The organism is Microcoleus sp. K4-B3 (assembly GCF_036704615.1).
GTDB lineage: Bacteria > Cyanobacteriota > Cyanobacteriia > Cyanobacteriales > Microcoleaceae > Microcoleus.
Window position 1 is genome coordinate 13,246 of record NZ_JAUBSF010000051.1, and the last position, 24,190, is coordinate 37,435.

The window sequence follows — 24,190 nt, forward strand, 5'->3', positions numbered from 1 at the left end:
ACTTTCGGAGCTTCCCTGACTTAATTACGTTAAGAAACCCAGTTTAGGTGTAAGTTTTGTTAACATAATTCTCAATTATTGACAATTTATGAAGTAGCAAATTATGCCAGTTTTTTCAGTAAAAATACGGAAGTTAACAGGCTCGCTCGACCTCCCAATCTATAAAAAATATGGAAATGCAGCTTGAGTAGCTGCTAAGTGCTAGCAGAAGGAGGAGAATTTGTCCTTTGCCCTTTTGATTTACCAGGCTCAACTTGTCGATCGCGATTGAGATACCGTCAACCTCGATACCAAACCGCAAAATCACGAAAGGAAGAGCATTATGTTTCATAAATACCTGTATCAAGAAGTAACCAACCTGCGCGAGAAACTAGCTCACCTAGAAAGACAAACGCAATCTCAAACCTGGTTCAAAAAGCTGCAAGCGCTGATGGGAGTTATTGGCAAAATTCGCGAATCCCTAGACTTAGAAACAATCTTTAAAATCACAGCCACCGAAGTCCGGCAACTGCTAAATGCCGATCGAGTCGCCATCTACCGCTTTCTTCCCGAATCCGAATGGAACGAGGGCGAAGTAGTCTCCGAAGAGGTACTTCCCCTATACACCCCATCTTTGGGAATCAGAGTTCGCGACTACTGCTTCGGCGAACAATTTGCAGCCAACTACGCCAAAGGTTACGTTCAAGCTGTCACGGACATCTACAAAGCCCGGTTAAGCCCGTGCCACCTCAAAATCCTCAAGCGATTTCAAATCCGAGCCAACTTAGTCGTACCCCTACTGCAAGGGCAACATTTGTGGGGATTGCTGTGCATTCACCAGTGCGGCAATCCCCGCGAGTGGCAAGAAGACGAAATCGAATTTGCCAGACAAGTAGGCGACCATTTAGCAGTTGCAATCTACCAAGCCGAACTGCACTTGCAAACCCAGAGGCAAATAGCAGAAATCGCATCCGCGCAGCAGAAACTCCGCGACAGCGAGCAAAAATATCAACAAATTCTCGATTCGCTCGCCGATCTACTATTAGTCAAAGGCCCTCAATCAAAAATCGTGTGGGCTAATAAAGCATTTCGCGATTATTACGGCATGACTCAAGAGGAACTTCAAGGAATCGTAGACGCACCTTTCGCCGATCCCGACCATACTCTCCAGTACATTAAAGATGACGCCTTCGTATTTGAGACCGGACAGACTCTAGAAATTTCAGAAGAACCGATCACGCGGCACGATCGAGAAGTGCGACTGTTTAGTACAGTCAAAACACCCATCCGCAACGAAGACGATCGCATCACAATGACAATCGCCGTCTCCCGCGACATGACGGAACGCAAACAAGCAGAAGAAGCCGTCAAAGCCAGCGAAACCAAATACCGCAGGCTGGTAGAAACCTCCCAAGACATGATTTGGTCGGTCGATGCGATCGGGCGCTACACCTTCGTCAACCCAGCAGTTAAGTATATCTACGGTTACGAACCAGAAGAAATGATCGGTCGGCCGTTCTCCGACTTTGTGACACCAGAACAAAGCCAGAAAGATTTAAAAGTTTTCGCCCGCCTGTTTGCCGGAGAATCTATTTTCCAGTACGAAACCACCCAAATCGCCAAAGACGGTAGCATGAAACATTTGATGTTCAACGCGATCGCCCTGTACGACGAAACGGGAAACTTCCTCGGCACCACCGGTACAGCCACCGACATTACCGATCGCAAGCGCGCAGAAGCCTCATTGGAACACGCCAACGCAGAACTAGAGCGCAGAGTAGAAGCACGCACGGCCGAACTGCGAGAGACTTTTGCCGCACTCAGTGTCAGCGAAACCAAGTTTCGGACGATCGCAGCCACCATCCCCGGAGCTCTGTTCCAATTTTGCAGCAGCGAGGGAGTGTGGAGAGTTGAGTACATGAGCGATCGCATCTTCGATATTACCGGCGTCACAGCAGCAGAAATGATGCAAGACTTAAATACATTCACTTCTCGCATCCACCCCGAAGACTTGGAAGCCCACCTCGCCTCCGTCAACGAAGCCGTAGAAAATCTCTCTCCCTGGCACTACGAAGGGCGAATAGTCAAGCCCGACGGCGAGATTCGCTGGTGGCAGGGCGAATCAAGGCCCACCCGCAGCCAGAACGGCGAAATACTATTTTGCGGCGTTTTGCTCGACATCACCGATCGCAAAGTTGCCGAAACAGCCATCCGCAACAGCCAGCGGCAGCTACAAGAAGCCCAGAGACTCGCCCACGTCGGTAATTGGCAAGTCGACGCAATAATGGGAACCGTCACTTGGTCAGAGGAACTCTTCCGCATCTTCGGACTCGAACCGGCCGCGTTTGCCCCCAACCTAGCCGAACAGGTAGGTCTGATCCACCCCGAAGATTTGGAATTGTGGCGAACTCAAGTGCAGCGGGGACTCGAAACTGGCATCCCCTTTGATTTTGACCTCCGCCTTTGCCGTCCCGACGGCACGCTGCGGCATCTCAACGCTTTGGGTCGCGCTGAAACCGATGCTAGTGGCAAAGTCCTAAAATTGTTCGGCACGGCGCTCGACATTACCGATCGCAAAGTCGCCGAAGCAGCCCTGCGGCAAGCAAAAGCCGAGTTAGAAGACAGAGTGAGCCATCGCACAGCCGAACTGTCCCAAGCAGTCGCCCAGTTAGAACGAGAAATCGCCGATCGAAAAGAAGCAGAAGCAGCGCTACAAGTTTCCGAGCAAAACCTGCGAACCATATTTAACAATGTCTACGATGCTATCTTGATTCACGATTTAGAAGGCAACATTCTCGATGTCAATAATCGAATGTTAGAAATGTACGGAGTCAGCCCCGAACAAGCAACAAAATTATCCATTAAAAACGACTATTCAAGCTGCGATAATTCCATTCAAAACATGGAAGAAATTTGGGAAAAAGTATTAGCCGGCGAAACAGGTCGCCTCGAATGGAAAGCGAGGCGTCCCAACGACGGTTCAACTTTTGATGCAGAAGTTGCCCTGTCCAGAATTCATCTCAACGGCAATCTCAGCGTGATTGCCAACGTCCGAGATATTAGCGATCGCAAACAGACAGAAGCAGAACTGCAACAGGCTCAACAGTTTATGGAATCAGTGCTCAAAACCATACCCGTAGGAGTATTTTGCAAAGAAGCACAAGAGTTGCGATTTGTACTGTGGAACCCAGTCGCCCAACAGTTGCTCGGTTTCAGTGCAGCAGAAGTTATGGGCAAAAAGGACTACGACTTTTTCCCCAGAGAACAAGCCGACTTTTTCACCGCCAAAGACCGGGAAGCCCTCGCCAGCGGGCAAATTTTAGACATTCCCGAAGAACTGATTCAAACAAGAGAAGGCGATACTCGCATATTTCATACGAAGAAAACCGCAATTCTCGATCGAGAAGGCAATGCCCAATATTTATTAGCAATTACCGAAGACATTACTGAGCGCAAGCGGGGAGAAATTGCTTTGAGGCAATCGGAAGCGCGACTCAGACTGCAGGCAGATCGAGAAAAATTGCTCAATATTCTCACCGCTCAAATCCGCAATTCCCTCGACTTCGACAGCATCGTTACAGTCGCAGTTAAGGAAATTCGCGCTTTCATGCAGATCGATCGTTGCAACTTTAGCTGGTATCGCTGCGACGGAGACGCACCTTACTGGGAGACAATCAAAGAGTCTCGCCTCCCCGAACTTCCCGATTTAACAGGTCGCTATCCAGCTTCCGACTTCGGTTCTCTTGGAGAAGAAATCTTGCAGATGGAAATGCTGCGGGTCGATGATGTCGAAACAGTAGCAGATCCTCTTTGGAAACAAACCATTCGATCGCTCGGCTACCAATCTATATTAATCATCCCCATGCAGGCACTTTCCGGGGTAATGAGTGCAGTTAGCTGTTGCTCTTGCAGTTCTGTGCGGCCTTGGAGCGACAGCGAAGTAGAATTGTTGCAAGCGATTACAGTTCAATTGGCGATCGCCCTCAACCAAGCCGATCTTTACGCCCAAACTCGCAATAAAGCTCTTGAATTAGAGGAAACCTTGCAGCAATTAACCAGCGCTCAATCGCAGTTAATTCAACATGAAAAAATGTCATCTCTCGGTCAACTTGTGGCAGGAGTCGCCCACGAAATCAACAACCCAGTTAACTTTATTTACGGCAACCTCACCCACGCCAACGACTATACTCAAGACTTGCTGCACCTGATAGAACTTTACCAAAACCACTATCCCGAGCCAGTCCCGGAAATTCAAGAGGAAGTAGAAGCTATTGAACTCGACTTTCTGATGGGTGACTTGCCGAAACTGCTTTCCTCGATGAAAGTCGGTGCAGACAGAATTCAACTAATCGTGGCATCTCTGCGCACCTTCTCCCGCATGGACGAAGCAGAAATGAAAGCAGTCAACATTCACGAAGGCATAGATAGCACCCTGATGATTTTGCAGCACCGGCTCAAAGCCAAACACAATCATCCAGAAATTGAGGTAATTAAAGAATACGGCAATTTGCCGTTAGTAGAGTGTTATGCAGGACAGCTAAATCAAGTATTTATGAATATCTTGAGCAATGCTTTAGATGCTTTGGAAGAGAGAGACGCGCGGCTTTCTGCCGACAAAATGCGGGAAAACCCTAGTATCATTTCTATCAAAACTGAAATGCTGGAGCCCGATCGAGTGTTCATTCGGATTGCTGACAACGGCCCGGGAATGGCAGAGACTGTCTGCAATCGACTTTTTGACCCATTTTTTACCACTAAACCTGTGGGAAAAGGCACTGGGATGGGCTTGTCAATTAGCTATCAAATTGTTACAAACAGACACAAAGGCTCGCTGAAATGCACTTCTTCGCCGGGACAGGGCGCAGAATTGGCGATCGAGATTCCGCTCAAAGCTAATTGTTAATGGGGAATGGGGGATGGGGAATTGAGAATGGGGAATTGGGAATTGCGAAAGCGTTACGGTGCGTCAGTTTGGTAATTCTCAACTATCACCGAAAATCTAATTCTGATGCACCATTTATTCCCTAGTGCGTCAGTTTTGAGATTCTGAGTTTGTAGCAAACATCTCCCTAGCTGACGTACCATACTTCACTTTATTACCAATTACCAATTACCAATTTCCCCTTCCCCATTCCCCATTACCAATCTGTACCTCACTCACTTGATAATTGCTCTATTACCGAGATTTATCAGCATTTCTGTCACTGCGGAACTGTCCAAAGGTTTAGAAAACCAATATCCCTGAGCTAATTCACAGCCTAGTTCTCGAAGCTGTGCTAACTGTTCGGCTGTCTCCACACCTTCGGCGATCGCATTCAATCCCAAATTGTGAGCCAAAGTCACGATCGCCCGCACAATCTGCAAAGGCTGACCCCCGCCGTCACCGTTTTCGACAGCCCCCAAGCGACTCACAAAAGATCGATCGATCTTCAGCGTATCCAGCGGAAAGCGGTGCAAGTAACTCAAAGACGAATAACCAGTACCGAAATCGTCGATCGACAATCGAATATTTCTATTTTTTAATTGGGCGAGCACAATATTGGCTTTCTTCACATTTTCCACGAGCGCGCTTTCAGTAATCTCCAATTTTAAACAGCTCGGATCGCAGCCAGTTTCTGCTAAAATTTCATCGATTTGCTCGATCAAATTCGCCAGACCTAACTGTTTCGGAGAAAGATTGACGCTCATTGTTAATTGCGAAGGATCGATAATTGGTAATTGAAAATTGGGAATAGGTAACTGGGAACTTGTACTGAGCGTAGCCGAAGTATTGGTAATTGGGTATTGGGAGTTGGTAACAGGGGAGTGGAAATCGGTAATCGGGAATTGGTAACTAGGAATTGGTGAATTTTTACCGATTCTTTCTTCCCTGTTCCTTCTTCCCTGTTCCTCATTCCCTCTATCCGTTAAATCAGTTAAATTCCGTAGATTGCCCGTTGCCCTCTTCCCTCTTCCTTCTTCATTCTTCCTTTTTCTGACTTCAATCGAACTTCTTCCATCTTCCTCCGTTAACATTTCTTGCCAAAGGCGCAATTGCTGACAAGCTTCCCGCAACACCCAGGCTCCCAGAGGCACGATCAAACCTGTTTCTTCAGCTACAGGGATAAAAATAGACGGCGGAACTAGACCCCGAACCGGGTGCTGCCAGCGCACCAAAGCCTCAAAACCCTCGATCGCACCGCTGGCGATCGAAACAATCGGTTGGTAGTGCACAATAAAGTGCGAACATTGATTCTTGCTTTCCCCTAATTCCTCCTTGCCCAAAATAGCCAACCGCAAGTCATTTTCTAACTGCAACAGCGACATAGTTTGGTCGTGCATCGCCAAATTAAACACCTCGTGGCGGGCCTTGCCCAAAGCTTTAGCGCGGTACATAGCGATGTCAGCATCGCGTAGGAATTCTTCCGGGTGAGTGTAGAGATTTGATTCGCCACTCTCGGCGGTTTCGCCTCGACTGAAAACAATGCCAATGCTAGCAGTGGTAAATACTTCATGCCCTTCGATATGAAACGGCATCGTCAGTTCTTTTTGTATCTTTTTAGCTGCTAGGGTCGCGTCGCTGAGGCTCTGAATGTGGTCTAGCAGGATGGTGAATTCGTCTCCCCCCAGCCTAGCCACGGTATCAGAAGCCCGCACGCAGGTTTGCAGCCGATCCGCGAGGGCGACTAGCAGTTTGTCTCCTAAAACGTGTCCTAAAGAATCATTAACTACTTTGAAGCGGTCTAAATCTAGGAAAAGTAAACCAAATTTGTAATCGGGGGACTGATTGGATCGGCGGATGGCTTGTCCTAGCCTGTCGATGAACAAAACGCGGTTGGGCAAACCCGTCAGCGCATCGTGAAAAGCGCCGTGCAGCAGTTGTCGTTCTACTCGCTTGCGCTCGGTGACATCTCGGATAATAATCTGGGCGGCGGTCGAGCCTTGATAAGTAGCGGGGATGCCGACAACTTCAACATCTATTATTTGTCCGTCGAGCCGCATCAGTTTTTGTTCGGCAAGGTCGATCGGCTTATTTTCTTTCTCGACTTGCCGAATGCGCTCTCTGGCTTTTTCCATATAGTTTGGATGGACGAAATGCAATACCGGAAAGCCGATTAGGGCATCGGGAGAGCTCGCACCCAGGAGTTTAGCGCCGGCAGCATTGATGTAGGCGATTTTCCCTTGACTGTGAACGGCGATCGCTTCGGGAGATAGTTCTACTAAACGGCGATAGCGTTCTTCACTTTCTTGGAGAGATACTATCAACTCGCATCGCTCTTTTTCAGCCTGCTGGCGTTCGACTTCCATTTGGTGAACCGCCAGAATTTTACCGATGCTTTGAGCCATCAATTCTATGATTTCTATTTCCTCGTACTTGAATTTTCTTTTTTTTATCTGTGGCGAACTAAAGCTCAAAGTTCCGTAGGTTTTATTGTTAACAAATATCGGCGTTCCGATGTAAGATTCTGATTTGCAGCTTTGATAAGCTGGATGTTCGCGCATCTCTATGTCTGCTCCTATATGAGAATACGCAACTGTTTTGTTGAGCTTAATGACTGCGGCGCAGTAAGTATCGCTGAGGTTCAATTCTAAGCCTCGCACGAAGTATCCTAAATCTGTTTTCGCGGCCTGCACAATAAAAGTTTCGCTCTCAACTTCAGCCATGATCCCTATAGAAAGTCCAAACATCAAACAGCCTGCTGTTAGATAATCGTCAACCAGTTCTTCAAAGTTTTGATAATGATAAGTTGTAATCCGGTGCAAGTGTTTGAGATTAGCGCTAAAAGCTGCTAAAGCTTGAGAATTTAAAAATAATTCTTCTTCCGAGCGCTGGCGGTCGGTAATGTCTGTTTGCACTCCAATAAAGTGGGTTAAGTGTCGCCGCGAGTTGTAAACTGGAGCGATCGACAGTTCGTGCCAAAAAGGCGTGCCGTCTTTCCTAAAGTTGCGCAGGATAACTTGAGATTCTCTCCCTTCTTCAATCGCAACTCGCAATTGTTTGGCAGCGGCGGTGTCCCTGTCGGTGCCCTGCAAAAATCGGCAATTTTTCCCCATTAACTCGTCTCTGCGATAACCGGTGATCCGCTCAAAACTGGGATTGACATAAATAATTGGATTATCTGCAACGGTCGCGTCGGTGATTGCAATGCCGTTGCTGCAACTTTCGATCGCCCGTTCCATCATTTGTAAGCGTTCTTGCGATATGATGCGCTCGATCGCCGCGGCTAATACGTTGGCGATCGCTTCTACAAAATAAACGTCATCTTGACTGAAAACCCGCCCTTGGCTGGTATGCACCCCTAAAATGCCCCAGGCCGGCGAGGAGGAACTGTTCGCTGGTTCTGCTTGTCCCCAGTTGCTTCCCAGTCCCCGATTGCCGGGAATGATGACAGTGACGCCGCTGACAGCCCGGTGGTTGTGCAGCAGCGGCAACTCGCTAAAGCGCGTTTCCACCCGCAAATCTTCGACGATAGTCGGTTCGCCCACTAGCAATGTGTAACCTGCTTGCGATCGGGCAGAAGCGGTAACAGTAGCGCTGCCGACAAGGCCCGGCTGCCAGCCAACCCCCGCTCGCAGCATAAAAGCATGGCCAGAGGGCAACAGTTCTAACAACTGACAATAATCAACGTCCAGCGTTTGAGCAATTAAAACCGCAGCTTTGTCCATCAGTGCGGACAAATCTGTTTCAGCCAGGGCCTGCTGCCCCAAGTAAGCGACGGCCGCTTGCTGGCGGGCCCGCAAGTGGATTGACGCGAGCAATTCCTGCTCCTTCGCGGCGGCTCGCTTGCGATCGGTAATGTCGCTGAACACCGACAGAACAGCTTTCCCCGACACCAATGTCAGATATCGCATCGATACACTTGCCCAAAACAGCGTGCCGTCAGCTTTTTTAAGCCGGACTTCTGTCTCGCGGACGTGTTCGTTGCGGGCGAGCCGCAACAGCAATTCCTGGCGGTCTGCGGGGTTGTGGTAAAGTATTTCGGCTTTTTGGCGCTCGATCGACTTGAAGGCCGTGAACCCGAAAGCCTGACGGCATAAATCGTTACTATAAAGAATTGTGCCGTCCGCCAGACTGCTGACTATCAGGGGCATTGGCATCGAGTTGCCGATCGTCAGCAGTAATTCTGTCGTTCCTTGCAGCTCTTTGTACAAGTCTGGCTTGGAGGCACAGCCCTGACAGTCTTCAGAGTTTTCAGGGATAAAACTTTCCATTTGTTAATCGATCCATTAGCAGGACAACTTTTTTAAACTTCTGGTAAATGACGATTTCAGATGCAGAGATTGGTAACAACTGAAGACTGAATTTCATTTGTCAAACAGTAAGATTACTCAAAAAAACTGCTTTTCTAGGAGTGGAAAATTTGCGATTTGAGAGTGAGTGGGCATAAATATGGCGCTCGGCATGATTCCTCGATCGCCCGAATCTGAGTTTTCTACCCAAAATCTGAGTAAATTTTGAGCATAATTGCTGATTGACAAATGCTTTCCTAGCTTAATTTGTTAGGAATGGATGCAGAGGACGATCGACAGTAGCCCACAACACATTTATCTTAACCAGAACAATGCCAATGAACGCCCTAAACTGCTCGGCTGGAGTTTGATATGATGCAATCTCGGTGGAGAGTACATCTGTCTTTGGTATGAAAATCTACAGTTTTTAAAGTTGCGTTAAGTTTTTATGTATGGCGAGGTACTTTACCCAATGTGCAGGGGAAGCTCCTAATCTAAAAAGTAAAGTCACCTGCTTGCCAACCACCGAATACTATCCGAGGAGAGAGGAGAATGCTTGAATCTTACCGCCGTACCGCTGCCGAACGGGCCGCTTTGGGAATTCCACCGCTGCCGCTAGATGCCCAGCAAACGTCGGAACTGTGTGAACTGCTGAAAAATCCGCCGACTGGAGAAGAAGAAACCTTAATAGAATTATTGCGCGATCGCGTCCCGCCCGGAGTAGACAGCGCCGCCTACGTCAAAGCTGGTTTTTTAACCGGCATTGCTAAAGGCGAAATCCACAGCCCCCTAATTACCCCCAAATGGGCAGTTTACCTGCTGGGGACAATGATGGGCGGTTACAACGTCCAATCTTTAATCGATTTGCTCAATCCCACTGCCGAAACCGCCATTGGCGCTACCGCAGCCCGGGCCTTGAGCAAAACCCTGTTAGTATTCGACGCCTTCCACGACATTCTGACTTTATCCGATACCAATCCCTACGCCAAGCAGGTAGTCGATTCTTGGGCCGCAGCCGAGTGGTTCACCAGCCACCCCCTACTGCCGGAAGTCATTACCGTTACAGTCTTCAAAGTTCCCGGAGAAACGAATACTGACGACTTGTCGCCAGCACCTCATGCTACCACCCGGCCCGACATTCCCCTGCACGCTTTGGTGATGCTGGAAAGTAAGATACCAGGAGCCCTGCAAACGATCGCAGATTTGAAGCAAAAAGGCCATCCCGTAGCCTACGTCGGCGATGTTGTCGGCACCGGTTCCTCGCGGAAATCGGCGATAAATTCGGTGCTGTGGCACATTGGCAATGATATTCCGTTTGTGCCGAACAAGCGCAGCGGCGGTTATATTTTAGGAAGTGCGATCGCCCCGATTTTCTTCAATACCGCTGAAGATTCCGGCGCTTTGCCGATCGAATGCGATGTCTCCAAAATGGAAACAGGAATGGTAATTACCATCCATCCCTACAAAGGCGAAATTACCAACGAAGCCGGAGAAATCATCTCCACCTTCACCCTCAAACCCGACACAATTCTAGACGAAGTTCGCGCCGGCGGCCGAATTCCGCTATTAATTGGACGCACTTTAACCGACAAAACCCGCGAAGCTTTAGGACTAGAACCAAGCACTATTTTTACCCGCCCGACTATTCCCGCTGATACCGGCAAAGGCTTCACCTTAGCACAAAAAATGGTAGGAAAAGCTTGCGGTTTGTCCGGCGTTCGTCCCGGTACATCTTGTGAACCAGCCATGACAACAGTCGGCTCGCAAGATACCACCGGGCCTATGACTAGGGACGAATTGAAAGAACTTGCTTGTTTGGGATTTAGCGCCGATTTGGTAATTCAAAGTTTCTGCCACACCGCCGCTTATCCGAAACCAGTTGATGTCAAAACTCACCATGAATTACCCGATTTCATGTCACAGCGCGCCGGCATAGCTTTGCGTCCCGGAGACGGCATTATTCACTCTTGGCTGAACCGAATGTTATTGCCGGATACAGTGGGAACTGGCGGCGATTCTCACACTCGTTTTCCTTTGGGAATTTCCTTTCCTGCGGGTTCGGGATTAGTGGCCTTTGCTGCCGCCTTGGGCGTCATGCCTTTGGATATGCCGGAATCAGTTTTAGTGCGGTTCAAAGGCGAATTGCAGCCCGGAGTAACCCTGCGAGATGTTGTGAATGCAATTCCCTATGTGGCGATTCAAAAAGGTTTGCTGACAGTCTCAAAACAGAATAAGAAGAACGTCTTTTCTGGGCGGATTATGGAGATTGAAGGTTTGCCAGATTTGAAGGTCGAGCAGGCTTTTGAATTGACCGATGCGACGGCCGAGCGTTCTTGCGCCGGATGCACGATTAAATTGAGCGTAGAGACTGTTTCTGAGTACATTCGTTCCAATGTCGCGCTGCTGAAAAACATGGTGGCGCGGGGCTATCAAGATGCGCGGACGATGATGCGCCGGGTGGCGAAGATGGAGGAATGGCTGGCTAATCCAGTGTTGATGGAGGCAGATGCTGATGCGGAATACGTTGAAATCATCGAAATCGATCTCAACGAGATTAAAGAGCCAATTGTGGCTGCTCCCAACGACCCGGATAATGTTAAGTTGTTGAGTGAGGTTGCGGGCGATCGGGTTGACGAGGTATTTGTCGGTTCCTGCATGACAAATATCGGTCACTACCGCGCCACTGCGAAGGTGTTGGAAGGTGCAGGGGAAGTGAAAACTCGCCTGTGGATTTGTCCGCCAACTCGGATGGACGAACAGCAACTCAAAGAAGAAGGTTATTACAGCATTTTTGGAGCTGCTGGAGCTCGCACAGAAATGCCCGGATGCAGTCTTTGTATGGGCAATCAAGCGCGGGTTAAAGATGCGACAACGGTGTTTTCAACTTCTACTCGCAACTTTAACAACCGCATGGGCAAAGACGCGCAAGTTTATCTCGGTTCGGCAGAATTAGCGGCAGTTTGTTCGCTGTTAGGTCGAATCCCCACAGTCCAAGAATACAATGACATTGTGTCGAAGAGAATCGATCCTTTCGCTGGTGATTTGTATCGGTATTTGAATTTCGATCGAATTGCTGGATTTGAGGATGAAGGGCGAGTGATTGCTTTGGAAGATATGCCTCGAATTGAGGATATTTTGGGAATTCCCGATGGTGTGTTGAGCAAGTAAAAAGTGTGGCGGGCAATTGCCCGCCTTTTATTTATAATATGAGTAAATGAGAGAAAGGAAAAAAGTAATTATGTCCGAACAAGTTTTAAGCAGCGAAAGCCAAGGGACAGTAAAATCCGCGCCCGAAACTCCTACGGTTGAAGACAAAGAAAGCGATCGCCCGTTAAGCCAGCCGATCGCAGAATTTCTCCGCGTAATTCAGCAAACTCCCAGAGAATATTGGCCGAATTTACTTCAGATGATGCGCTTATTTCTGGAAACGGTGACAGTAAAGCCAGTCTTGTCCGAGCCAGCCCAGATATCTGAGCAAATAGACATTACTAAACTGTCGCTGGAGGAACGGATACAAAGAAATCAAGGTGCAATTGAATTATTGCGATCGTGGCGAGAAGAGGATGACGAACAAGAGCAAAAAGAAACTGCGGAATATCTAGAACAAGTGATCGATGAAGATCGGATGTCTAATCGACCCTTGTTTCAATGAGCAGAATAATTATTTTGGATTCTGGCCCATTAGGAATGGTAACAAACCCTCAAGCCAAACCTCCTTATTTGGAATGCCAACTTTGGCTAGACTCCTTACTACAAAATGGCGAAATGGTAATCCTGCCTGAAATTGCTGACTATGAGGTGCGGCGAGAATTGATTCGAGCGGGAAAAGAGAGAGGTATCAGAAAACTTGACCTATTCAAGAATGTCCTTACATACCGTCCTTTGACTACAGAGGTAATGCTTTTAGCGGCTCAGTTGTGGGCTGACGCGAGAAGGAGAGGAAGACCAACCGCAGAACCCAATGCACTTGACGGGGATGTGATTCTAGCGGCTCAAGCAATATTGGAGGGAAGTGAAGTCAATGAGGTGGTAATTGCTACAACAAATGTGGGGCATTTGTCTCAGTTTGTGGATGCTCGCGAATGGCGATTAATCTCATAAAGCTTGAGTCTGGGATAAAAACTAAGCAAAAACCCGACCGCACTTTCCTTCTGATATACTTTATAACTACAGCTATTTTTGCAGACACCGTTAGCGAGATAAACAGGATGGTGGAAACAGTGGACACAATCGAAAAAATTGACGACCGCACACAAACCCGGTTTTGGGGCAAAGTTACAGTCATAGACGCGGGCGATCGTTACAAGATCAATCGCATTGAAGTCAAACCGGGACACCACATCAGCACCCAAATGCACTATCACCGCAGCGAGCACTGGGTTGTCGTCTCCGGTACCGCTAAAGTTATTTGCGACGACAAAGAGACGATTCTCATGCAGAAACAGTCAACCTACGTTCCCATGAATACTGCTCACCGCGTAGAAAATCCAGGCGTTATTCCCCTGGTGATGATTGAAATCCAAAATGGCGAATACCTCGGCGATGATGACATTATCCGCTTCGCCCAAGATACTCAGGAAGAAGATTGATCCGACATCAAAATATGAAGCAATCGCAGATGCCAGCGAAAAGCTTCTCACACCGAACAATGACCCACGCAGCGACCGGAAACGAGATAAATCCTACAAATAAAAAAAATGTAGGGGCAATTTTGAAATTGCCCCTACATTATTATATTAAGCTTGTTAAGCACCAGAGTTTGATATAGCAATTGGCGATCGTCCTACGGCAGAGAAGCGTTTTTCAAATCTACATTTGCCATATTGGCATTCTTTAAATTAGCACCAGTCAAGTCGGAACCGTTCAAATTTGCACCGTTCAAATTTGCATTGGTCAAATTTGCATCCCGCAAGTTGACTCCCTGTACGTCCATTCCCGATACACTGCCACCTCTGAGGCTGATATTAGCTAAATTCGCAACAGACTGGCGAGCATTTCTCAGGTTCGCACCCGCCAAATCGGCGCTTTCTAAATTAGCACCGATTAAATTAGCGCTGGTGAGGTTGGTATTTTTCAAACTGGCAATTACTAAACCCGCCAGACTCAGATTAGCGCGGCTCAAATCAGCACCCTCCAAATTGGCACCGTGCAATTTAGCCCCAATTAAACTCGCACCTTGCAATTTAGCTTGTTTCAGATTTGCTTCGTTCAATTTGGCTTCGTTCAAATTTGCACCGTTCAAATTTGCACCCCGCAGATTCGCACCGCTCAAATCTGCTCCGCTCAGATTCATACCAGCAAGTTGCGCTCCTGTCAAGTCACATTTGCTACATTTTTTAGTTTCTAATAGTTGCTTGACTTGTGATACGTTTTCTGCTTTTACTCCCGAGGCAAAACCGATCGCAATCAGTAGCCCTGTTGTTGTTAAAATCCCAAGTTTCATATACTTACCCTCAGCAATATCTCTCTTTAATAATATCCCACATTTTTTGAGAGGGTTGGGTGATGGGTCTCTTTGATAAACTGTGACAATCATCACCCTGTTGTGCAGAAAATATGCAATAATAATTGACGTTTCAACTCCTGCAAATTCTTGTAAAGAATTATTGCTTTTTCAGGAACCAAAAAGGAAAAGATTGCGTCGGTTCTAAACGGACGCCGGTAATATTTTTCTGAGCAAAGGTATAGTCCTTATCCTGCCAAAGAGGGATAAAAGGTACATCTTGACCCAGTATATCTTGAATTTCGGCAAAGAGGGCTTTGCGGGTTTGAGGGTTTGCTTCTTTTCGTTGCTTGTCGATCAGTTGATTTACCCGATCGCTATAATAAAACGAACCCTGACCTTGACTTGCACCCTTGGAGCAGCCCCCAGCCTCCGAACCAGTGGCACAATCTAAAAACGGCTGAATGTAATTGTCAGCGTCAAAAAAGTCGGCAGACCAATCCACTAAAACCGCAGGATAAATTCCCTTCTCTATGTTTTGAAACAAAGTCGGAGATTCAACGCTGTTAATTTCTACCTGCATTATCCCGTCCATTTTGAGTTTAGCTTGCGCCTCGATCATACTCGCCACTAAAGCTCGTTTTGTGGAAGATGAAGGATACCAAAGTGGCAGAACAAAAGGATTTGTGGCCGAGTATCCCGCTTTCGTTAAAAGTTCCTTAGCCTTTGTCGTGTTAGCATCGCCGTACAATTCTTTAAAAATCGGTTTTTGAACGTCGAAGGTTGTGGGAATCAGACTGTAAAGCGGTTGTGCTTGTCCCCGCAGTACGCGCTCGTTAATCATGGGGCGATCCATCACTGCTGCGATCGCCTGTCTCACTTCTAACTTGTCCAGCGGTTTAGACTTGGTATTCAGCGCCATGTAACTAACCGTACTGCTTTCCCCCGCGATTTCCTGCCATTTCCCTTTTTTTGCTCCCTCGTCCAAGCTCTGAACTTGGTCTGCATCCAGAGACAAATAAGCCACATCGATCGCACCAGTCTGAAAAGTATTGAACAAATTTGACGAACTAGAAAGCAGCAAAATGTCAATTCCTTGATTAACCGGCTTTTCACCCCAATACTTGTCAAACACGTCAAACTTGAGAGAATCGCTGCCGTACTTCGCCAGCTTGTAACGTCCTGTTCCCACAAACGTATCGGGTTTAAATTTACCCTCCCCAATCTCGTAAGCTTTCGGAGAAACCGCACACATACCGGAAAATGTCAACAGGGAAGGAAAAGCAGTAAAAGGCTTTTTGAGTTGAAAAGTTAATTCGTATTCGCCCGTGGCTTTTACCGATTCTACTGCATCGCTCAACAACATAGCGGGACTGCCGCCATTTTTGATAAACCGCTGCAAGGAAAATTCCATTGCTGCGGCGTTAAACGGTGTGTCATCGTGAAAAATAACGCCTTGACGCAAAGGGATTGTATATGTCAATCCGTCTTGGCTAACTTTTGGCATTGCTGTCGCTAAGTGGGGGATTAACTTTGTAGTTCCAGACTCGTAGGTGTAGAGAGTGTCGCCCAAATTGCGCAGCAATTGTCCTGATATGGTTTCGTAAGCGTCCGCAGGGTCGATCGTCCGCAATTTCAAGGTTGTGCCAATAGTAACGCGGTTATTAACATTTTCGCCGCTCGCATTCACCGATCGATTGGCCCTCTGTCCGCAGCTTGCAGTTAACAAGCAGCACAGACAGAACAGAGCTATAGCTTTAATCACTGAAGGTTTTATAGATATTCTAGGCTGCTGCTTGTTGATTCTCATCGTCTTTTTTTGACACTCCAAATTACTCATAATATTATCACAACACTCCAGAGAGTTTCAGGGTTTACTCATGGGTGGGCTATAAACTTGGTTTTTCGCACACATCCTAGGTTTATTAACGAGCAATATAGTCAGAAACCGGATTTCTGAGGTCGCGAGTGCGATCGCCTTGAAACCGTCATTCTACGGTTGGTAATCAAAAACAGTCCGAGGTGTTGACTAATGACTAATGACTAATAACTTGCTTTAAATTCCTTTGAGGAGCGATCGCCAATCTCGACAGCGTTTCAGGTAAATACGAGCTACCGGATCGCTGGGATTTTTCCGCAAACACTCTTCAAACAATTTTCCCGCTTCCCGGAATTCCTTGCGATCGCACAGTAACATAGCTTCAGTATATACGGGCAAATTTGCTAGCTTAGCCGACCTAATTTCTGCCGGATCGGCATCAAATACCTCATAGACTACGACATATTGAGATTTTCCTTTTACCTGTACTTTATCCACAATGCGAATAGCATAATCAGCCGGATTTCGCAACCGTTCCAAAGTCTGCTGAGAAATTAACAGAGGTACGCCGTAATCTTTGGTCAATCCTTCAATGCGAGATGCCAAATTAACAGCATCGCTAATCACAGTGCTGTCCATTCGGCTTTTACCCCCAACTGTCCCCAGCATCAAAGAGCCAGAATTGATGCCAATGCCAATTTGAATTGGGATGTAGCCGACTTTTTGACGGTGTTCGTTGTAATTAGTTAGGATATTTAGCATCGCAATACCCGCTTTAACTGCATCATCTGCACAGTCGCTAAACAGAGCCATAATTGCATCGCCGATGTATTTGTCAATAAACCCGTTATTGCTAGTAATGGCAGGCTCCATCCGCGAAAGATAAGCATTGATAAAATTAAAATTTTGTTGCGGCGTCATAGTTTCCGAAAGCGCCGTGAAGTCGCGAATATCCGCAAACAGCACTGACATTTCCTGCTGCACTTGGTCGCCTAAATTGACATCTATAATACTTTCATATCCCAACAAATTTAAAAATTGATGAGGCACAAATCGCCCGTAGGCATCAGTTAATTCTGATTCAGCATCCAGGGATTTTTCCAAATTTAGATTGAGTTCAAATAGTTTTTTAATAAATTTATGGCGATCGGCTTCAGCTTGTTTGCGTTCCGTGACATCTTGAAAAACTGCGATCGCAAAAGCAACTTTCCCAGCGTCAAAAATTGGCGTACCCCAAATTTCAACGGGAACTTTTTTATCGGGTTGATGAATTTCGAGATCGTCAGATGTCGCGCTTTCGCCCCTCAAAGCTCGGACGATAGGCAAATTCTCGTAAGGGTAAATAGTATCAGTTCCCGCGATATAAATTTGATAACTTTCTGACAAATCCTCAACTGCATTTAACGGCAAAACCCCTTTACCGAGTAACTGCTGTCCGGCGTGATTGACGTAGTAAGGTCTGCCTTGAGAATCGAGGACGGCCACGCCGATCGGAATCGCTTCCAGAAATTGAGCCAGCTTGATTTCGCCTTCCCGCACCGCCTCCAATGCCCGATAGCGCAACTCACTTTCAACTGTATCGGAATGTTCAGCAGTAGTTTCCAGCAAGATTTCCAGATCCGCTTTTTCCTCCTTCAAGTCTTCCACTTGCTGGCGCAATCTTTCTATCTCTAAAAGTAGGTGTTCTCTAGATGGTTCTTCTTCCAGCATAACCTGAGAATTTGCGCCTCGACTAACATAAAATTGCTCAACAGCCCGTACCCTAAAAGTAATCGTGTGTCTATACTAATTCCAACTGCAAACCAGGCATCAGGCGCTGGAAATTCTTCAAAGATTTACCTTGCCAAGCTATGCGTTGAGAACCTTGTACTGCCATTTGCACCCGAGCTTTTTGTCGCACCTCGATAATAAACTTCGACAGCATATTGATGCCAGCACTGTTCAAAAATTCTAACTGCTGCAAATTGAGGGTTATTTTCGTCTGTTGCACGTCGGCCGCCTTGCCCAGAAACTGCACTATCGGTGCGTACTCTGCAGGCCCCCTCAGCCTGAGAGAGCCAAAAAAACTCACGGTTGCCGTTGCTGGATCGTAACAGATCCGGTAATCTTCTGTGTTAATTTCCATTGTCGCAAAAAAAGTCCCTTAGATATTATCGATCGCCAGCGTTGCTTATACTGTTAATTGCACCATAGTTGTCACCGCAATTACTTCCGGGTCTTTTTGCACGGTCTGGAATTTCCAGCCAATTTTGGCGGTATAATCGGTGAGCATGGTCAACAAACCCAATCCAGAATGGCTACACCTTTCGTCAGCAGCATTTTTTTCCAACTGCTGAATGTAAAGCTCGCTCGGCTCGGAAGCCAGCAACTGCTGAATGTAAGCCTGAAACTTTTCCACAGCTTGCGGAGAGATACTGTTAGCAACTGAGAAAATCACTCTGTCGCTCTCTAATTGCAGTTTAATGTCGATCGGGTACTCCGAGGTTTCATCATTAAACTTCATAGCATTTTCTAATAACTCGTTAGCAATGTAGCTAACAGCGCTTTTCATTTCAGCTTGTCTTTCAATTGTCGAGGGGTCGTCTTCATTTCCCGGAAAAAAAGTCGTCAAGTAGTCAGCCAGAAAATCCGCCGACAAACCGTTGTTCCGCCACCGCTGCTTCAGGGGAACCGAACTCGGAGAAAAGCCAATTATTAAGTATTCTTGGCTAGCTGACCACTCGATGAAATCGCCGAAAGTCTGAATCATATCGATGTGAGAGGTAAAGTTTGAGAAGAGAAACATTACTGTATATATTTTAAGCTTGAGAAGAGAGATTTAATTAACTATTTTTGTTTGAGTACCAGCAATGTGAAGTCATCAAAAACTTTTTGTTCGCCGATGTGCGATCGCACGTCCTTAATTACAGCGTGGCTGATTTCGGCAGCCGAACGCTGCCAATTAATCTCTATTACCTCAATTAACCTATCTAAAGTAAAGCACTTTATCAATATTTTCAGCTTCCGTAATCCCATCAGTGTACAGCACTACCACATCTCCTGAATGCAACTGCACAATTTTTTCAGCAACAAATTCAGCAATATCTGCATCCAGCCCGATCGGGAAACCCAAATCGACCGTATCAAACCGCTCGACAGAACCGTCTGCTCGAAAGAGTAATTAGTTGCGCTCTTTCCTCTGGTGTGGCATCGGAATGCAGGCTAATTTTTTGATAAATTAGCTTAATCTCTGACAAGGTTTTTTCCATCTCTGGAAGCTTCAGCAAAGTAGCATTCATCAAATAGGTATCCAAATCTGGATCTGAAATCAGATTGGAAGTATCCCAGACGCGAGCGCTCAGTCTATCAATGTCGCCAGCTAAACGTTGATATACAAAATCTTAATTTTCTAAACTCCACTGACTGTGGCGAAGTTTGAAGTTTTGCCAATCTTGATAAAGTTTAATAAACTTTTCAGTATAAATTAATAGGTTTCCGAGCTGGATCTCGGTATTAACCAGGGATTGAAAGTTCGCGTCCATCTTAGCTTCTAAATCAGCTCTCGTATCTGGCAGGCTTAAATTTGTATTTAAAGGCTGATAATTTAAGAGTTGAAGTTTCGGTATGTATTCCCTCCACTGGCGCAGCGAGCGCAGGTATTGATTTCCGTAGATTTCTTTTTGGGGAAAATCAACCCTGCTGTTAATTTCCGAAATCAGCAGGTACATGACCAAGGTTAACGGTATTGCAAATATGGGCGTTGCTTAATCAGGGTATGAAAAAAATAAGTTGAAAATCCCCAAGCTTTGTGGGTACTGGTTTCCATGACAGGCATATTTAGCCTTTCATACCATAAATCAGCAACGCCCAAATATGAAACCGATTAAGGTAAATTTTTGAGGATAGCTCAGCCGATTCATTAAATGGATGCCCAGGGATTTTCTGTTCATAGTCGATAGATTTCAACAATATTGTACTAAAAAAGTAGCGATCGCTACTAAAGTAGTTTCGGGGACGATCGCTCTAGAAAACCACAATGCTAATACAATTAATCAGCGATAGCTGATTTAATTTCTAATGCGTTTTCGTCCTGTTGCAACAAATTTTGCGGCATCCCTGTGATATCCTTGGCTCAGCTCGCCTCCCACAGTCTAAAACACGTTTAGCAGTTTTGGAACGAAGAATAGTAATTTGTACTGAGATTCAGGGGTCGGATTAGAGGCTTTTAAGAATATTTACTTAAGCATAAATTTTTCTTAATACCCTGAGACAAAAAGTAAAAATTAAGTAATAACTGGGTAGTGCAAGTTTCCTGAAACACAAGTACCGGCAGCGAGTAGGAATTACTTGTGCCACACCAGCAGTCAAGTCGGTTCTGCACAAAGGAACTAACAGCACCACCAACAGTGTCTCAATCAGTATCTGCAGTTGAGTGTTCAGGAGCGATCGCGCATTGTGTAAAGTGAGGCAGAGGGCGTATGATGAAAAGAATCTCCAAAAATAAATCTCCCAAGAATAAAAACCGAGACCAAAAGCAGCCCAATCCTGTAATCTTGGCTTTGGTGCTGACAGGAATTCTGGTATGGGAAATGTATCCGGCGCTAAGACACACCGCTGCAGCTAACGCGGGCGCTCTCAAACTTTCCCTCAGCCAGTTGGAAAGCCAACCGCAGCAAACGGCGCAGCAATTTTCCGCAGCCACGGTGTCCCAAAAAATCCGCTATTCGGTATTGGCACTCAATAGTCTAATTTCCGAACCGGGCAATTTGGCCGAGACGACGCGCCAAAATCCCCCGAAACAATTGCCCGCAAATGTAGCAGCAGCAGTTCGCCAAAACTTGTCGCGCTCCACTGGCATTGCTGCAGACAAGTTGAAAGTAACTGAATCGAGCAGACAAAGTTGGTCAAATACTTGTTTAGGACTCGCAAAAGCTGATGAAATTTGCGGTCAAATGATTGTCGAAGGTTGGCGGGTTGTGGTTTCTGATGGCAGGCAAAATTGGGTTTACCGCACTAATGCTAGGGGAAATGTGTTGCGCTTGGAAAAGAAAGTTAGGTAAATGTACCCCTGTGAAATGAAAAATAAATTTCCTTTTGGAACAGGCCCGAAAGCCTGTTCCACAAAGAGCAAGTTTTCTTGTGGGGTGGGTGTCACGACTTAAAACCCTTTTATCGGGGTGCACTCATTCACAGTTGTCGGAGCAATCAGCTTAAAAAAAGTAGTAGGATTAATGACGCTCGCTCTTGTCGAGGGATGGCAAAGCCTTTGAAGTTTGGCTCTTCCGTACTTAGTGCGATCGCGTTAGCTTAAATTTATCCTCAAAGCTCTGCTAGGCAAAGCTTCAAGATTATTTACATCTGCTCGCGCATGAGCCAACTTGCTCAAATCGGGGCGATTGCCTTGAAATCCCCGCCAGCTATGGTGTAGCACACCAGAAAACTAATAATTTAGTATACTAAGTACCGCAGAGTCATCTTTTTTGAGGTCACTCTACTCAAAACCTTGCCTAGCAATCCTTTCAACCGGTTTGTCACCCCGTAAAATTCTAAATAGGATTCAAAAGACACACTCAAAAAAAACCACATAAAATTAGTTTATAGGAATAAAACTCATGTCTGACATCAAAAAACTTGGTTCGTCGTGGATAATGAATTGGTTCTTTGGTTTTAACCAGATTCCTACAGATGAGGATTCTTGCATTTATATGAAATCTGTTTTATGTTGCGCTAAAGCAGATGGAGTTCTCTCACAAGAAGAAAAAGATTGGGCTCTTGGATTCTGTGCATCTTGGGGAGTAGCAGACTGGGTGATAGAAGAGCTAAAAACATATGAAGGGGATGAAGCTATAGAAGAAGTTATTGCTCGCTCTCCTCAAGTATCTAAGGCACAAAGAGATATACTTCTCACTGCAATTTGGGTTTGTGCTGCTGATGGAGAATCTCATGAACAGGAAAAGGCAAAAATTCGGCAAATGGCTTCTATTTTAGGGGTAAAAGAAGAAATAGTAGACCAGTTAGAGCAGCTACAACAAGAAGAATCCGCACTACACCAAAAGCGCATTAAGCTCTTATATCCTGAGAACAGCCCCTATTAATCTATCTCTGAGCAGGCGAGGCAATCAAAAGGCCCCCAAAAGTTGCTCTGCAAGGCTGATTGAATTTGTTGGTGGGGATCGTTGTGGAACAGGCATCTTGCCTGTTCCACATTTGCTACTGTCGATCGTCGCTAGGTCGGGGAGGCTTTATCAATATTCTGGATGCGAATCGCAGAAAAAGAGTGAATCCGCCCTTACAGTTTGGCCGACTTGTATCGACATTCGCTAATATCAATTATCGCTCTTGAGGACTCAGGCACTCCGGCGTGAAATCAAAAATAAACTTCCTTTTGGAACAGGCAAGATGCCTGTTCCACGAAGAGTGAGTTTTTTGTGGATGGGGATCGCAAACAGGCAAGATGCCTGTTCCACGAAGAGTGAGTTTGTTTGTGGGTGGGGATCGCAAACAGGCAAGATGCCTGTTCCACAAAGAGTGAGTTTGTTTGTGGGTGGTTTCTTGTGGGGTGGGCTTCTAGCCCGCCCCTTGCCTTAATTTGGGAGTTGGTTTCTTTCGATGATGCCGCCGCCCAACAGCACGTCTCCGTCATACCAAACAGCCGCTTGTCCGGGGGTAATGCTCAACTGCGGTTCGTCAAAAATCAACTTAACTCTTGTACCGCCGGCTTTTTCTTCTGCTTGGGATGATTCCACAGGAACAATTGTAGCGAGGACGGGGTGCGATCGATATCGAATCTGTACCTGAGCCCGAATCGGAGCCATGGGTTCCGCCACAGAAACCCAATTCACTTTCTGGACTGTACATTCAGATTCTACTGCCAACTGCCGATCGCCCACAATTACCCGATTGCCAGCAGCATCAAGTTCAATCACGTACAGCGGTTCCGGTGCAGCAATTCCGAGTCCCTTCCGCTGGCCGATAGTGTAGTGGTGCACGCCGTCATGCTGTCCGAGCACCTGCCCTGACTTGTCCACAATGTCACCCTTTTGCGGCGCAATGTACTTGTCCAGAAAAGCCCGCATCGAACCGTTACTTTCCACTAAACACAAATCCTGACTTTCCGGCTTATCAGCAGTTGTCAAGCCAAATTCCGCCGCAATTCTGCGAGTTTCAGTCTTGGTAATTCCCCCCAAAGGAAACTCCGTACCCGCCAACAAATCCTGTGTTAGATCGTACAAGAAATAAGACTGATCTTTCGCAGGGTCGATCGCCCGCAGCAACTGATAGCGACCAGTAGCAGCATCGTAAGTAATCCGAGCGTAGTGCCCTGTAGCGATTTTTTCAATTCCGAGTTCTTCGCGAGCATACTTGAGCATCGGCCCGAACTTCACAGTTTTATTGCACTGCGAACAAGGCAGAGGCGTAATTCCTGCACTGTAACCTTCCACCAAATAATCGACAATACTTGCCTGAAAGACCTCGCGGCTGTCAACAATGTGGTGGGGAACGCCCAAATCTTCGCAAATTTTAGCTGCATCGACCATTCCCTCAGAGCAGCACTGACCTTTGCCCTTCATCAACCACAGCGTTAAACCCACCACTTCATATCCCTGATGGTGTAAAATTGCGGCTGCTGCGGAACTATCGACCCCGCCGGAGAGGCCTACAACAATCTTGTTCATGGTTGGAGAGAAATTGCTATTTTACTGTGAGTTAGTTCGATCGAGCTAATTTATTATACCACAAAGATACTACAACTTGCCACT

18 protein-coding genes are annotated in these 24,190 nt (G+C 46.6%); 7 read left to right on the plus strand and 11 right to left on the minus strand.

Annotation, left to right across the window (positions count from 1 at the left end; genetic code table 11):
* Nucleotides 1-133: 133 nt before the first annotated feature.
* Nucleotides 134-331, minus strand: a complete 198-nt coding sequence (locus QUA78_RS20205; protein ID WP_333301425.1) for a hypothetical protein — start codon at nt 329-331, stop codon at nt 134-136.
* On the opposite strand from QUA78_RS20205, the gene QUA78_RS20210 reads away from it, so the two are divergent.
* Entirely contained in the window at nt 323-4,882 is a 4,560-nt protein-coding gene (locus tag QUA78_RS20210) for a PAS domain S-box protein (RefSeq protein WP_333301424.1), read from the plus strand. The genes QUA78_RS20205 and QUA78_RS20210 overlap by 9 nt on opposite strands.
* 254 nt (nt 4,883-5,136) lie before the next feature.
* Here QUA78_RS20210 and QUA78_RS20215 read toward each other — a convergent pair whose 3' ends face one another.
* On the minus strand, nt 5,137-9,171 hold the full coding sequence (locus QUA78_RS20215; protein ID WP_333301423.1) for an EAL domain-containing protein: 4,035 nt from the start codon (nt 9,169-9,171) through the stop codon (nt 5,137-5,139).
* Between the two features lie 570 nt (nt 9,172-9,741).
* Here QUA78_RS20215 and acnB point away from each other — a divergent pair.
* The 4 genes from acnB to QUA78_RS20235 all read left to right on the plus strand — a co-directional run bounded on the left by acnB (nt 9,742) and on the right by QUA78_RS20235 (nt 13,778).
* A complete protein-coding gene (acnB, locus tag QUA78_RS20220; protein WP_333301422.1) occupies nt 9,742-12,357 on the plus strand; it encodes a bifunctional aconitate hydratase 2/2-methylisocitrate dehydratase in 2,616 nt (871 codons plus the stop codon).
* Between the two features lie 70 nt (nt 12,358-12,427).
* A complete protein-coding gene (locus QUA78_RS20225; protein WP_333301421.1) occupies nt 12,428-12,841 on the plus strand; it encodes a hypothetical protein in 414 nt (137 codons plus the stop codon).
* Nucleotides 12,842-12,876: 35 nt separating this feature from the next.
* On the plus strand, nt 12,877-13,290 hold the full coding sequence (locus QUA78_RS20230; RefSeq protein WP_333398986.1) for a nucleic acid-binding protein: 414 nt from the start codon (nt 12,877-12,879) through the stop codon (nt 13,288-13,290).
* Nucleotides 13,291-13,397: 107 nt separating this feature from the next.
* Complete coding sequence (locus tag QUA78_RS20235; protein ID WP_246276847.1) at nt 13,398-13,778, plus strand: cupin domain-containing protein; 381 nt, start codon at nt 13,398-13,400, stop codon at nt 13,776-13,778.
* 194 nt (nt 13,779-13,972) lie between these two features.
* On the opposite strand, the gene QUA78_RS20240 is transcribed toward QUA78_RS20235, so the two are convergent.
* From QUA78_RS20240 to QUA78_RS20275, 8 genes are all read right to left on the minus strand, one after another.
* On the minus strand, nt 13,973-14,632 hold the full coding sequence (locus QUA78_RS20240) for a pentapeptide repeat-containing protein (protein ID WP_333301418.1): 660 nt from the start codon (nt 14,630-14,632) through the stop codon (nt 13,973-13,975).
* A 160-nt stretch (nt 14,633-14,792) separates the two neighbouring features.
* Nucleotides 14,793-16,442 (minus strand): ABC transporter substrate-binding protein, encoded by a 1,650-nt coding sequence (locus tag QUA78_RS20245; RefSeq protein WP_333301417.1) that lies wholly within the window; start codon nt 16,440-16,442, stop codon nt 14,793-14,795.
* Between the two features lie 246 nt (nt 16,443-16,688).
* Entirely contained in the window at nt 16,689-18,161 is a 1,473-nt protein-coding gene (locus QUA78_RS20250; protein WP_333301416.1) for an adenylate/guanylate cyclase domain-containing protein, read from the minus strand.
* A 70-nt stretch (nt 18,162-18,231) separates the two neighbouring features.
* A complete protein-coding gene (locus QUA78_RS20255) occupies nt 18,232-18,576 on the minus strand; it encodes a slr1659 superfamily regulator (protein ID WP_333301415.1) in 345 nt (114 codons plus the stop codon).
* Between the two features lie 45 nt (nt 18,577-18,621).
* Nucleotides 18,622-19,200: a DUF6272 family protein gene (locus tag QUA78_RS20260; protein ID WP_333301414.1), complete on the minus strand. Its 579-nt coding sequence runs from the start codon at nt 19,198-19,200 to the stop codon at nt 18,622-18,624.
* Nucleotides 19,201-19,277: 77 nt separating this feature from the next.
* Nucleotides 19,278-19,442: a SpoIIE family protein phosphatase gene (locus QUA78_RS20265; RefSeq protein WP_333301413.1), complete on the minus strand. Its 165-nt coding sequence runs from the start codon at nt 19,440-19,442 to the stop codon at nt 19,278-19,280.
* A complete protein-coding gene (locus tag QUA78_RS20270; protein ID WP_333301412.1) occupies nt 19,417-19,563 on the minus strand; it encodes a SpoIIE family protein phosphatase in 147 nt (48 codons plus the stop codon). The genes QUA78_RS20265 and QUA78_RS20270 overlap by 26 nt, the downstream gene beginning before the upstream one ends.
* A gap of 268 nt (nt 19,564-19,831) precedes the next feature.
* Complete coding sequence (locus QUA78_RS20275; RefSeq protein WP_333301411.1) at nt 19,832-20,158, minus strand: hypothetical protein; 327 nt, start codon at nt 20,156-20,158, stop codon at nt 19,832-19,834.
* Between the two features lie 750 nt (nt 20,159-20,908).
* Between QUA78_RS20275 and QUA78_RS20280 the strand changes: the two genes are divergently transcribed.
* Nucleotides 20,909-21,490, plus strand: coding sequence for a hypothetical protein (locus tag QUA78_RS20280; RefSeq protein ID WP_333301410.1), 582 nt, complete (start codon nt 20,909-20,911; stop codon nt 21,488-21,490).
* 552 nt (nt 21,491-22,042) lie between these two features.
* The gene (locus QUA78_RS20285) at nt 22,043-22,525 is read left to right on the plus strand and encodes a TerB family tellurite resistance protein (RefSeq protein ID WP_333301409.1); all 483 of its coding nucleotides are present in this window, start codon (nt 22,043-22,045) and stop codon (nt 22,523-22,525) included.
* Nucleotides 22,526-23,014: 489 nt separating this feature from the next.
* Here the strand turns inward: QUA78_RS20285 and mnmA are convergent, their stop codons facing one another.
* On the minus strand, nt 23,015-24,106 hold the full coding sequence (gene mnmA / locus QUA78_RS20290) for a tRNA 2-thiouridine(34) synthase MnmA (protein WP_333301408.1): 1,092 nt from the start codon (nt 24,104-24,106) through the stop codon (nt 23,015-23,017).
* Between the last annotated feature and the right edge of the window lie 84 nt (nt 24,107-24,190).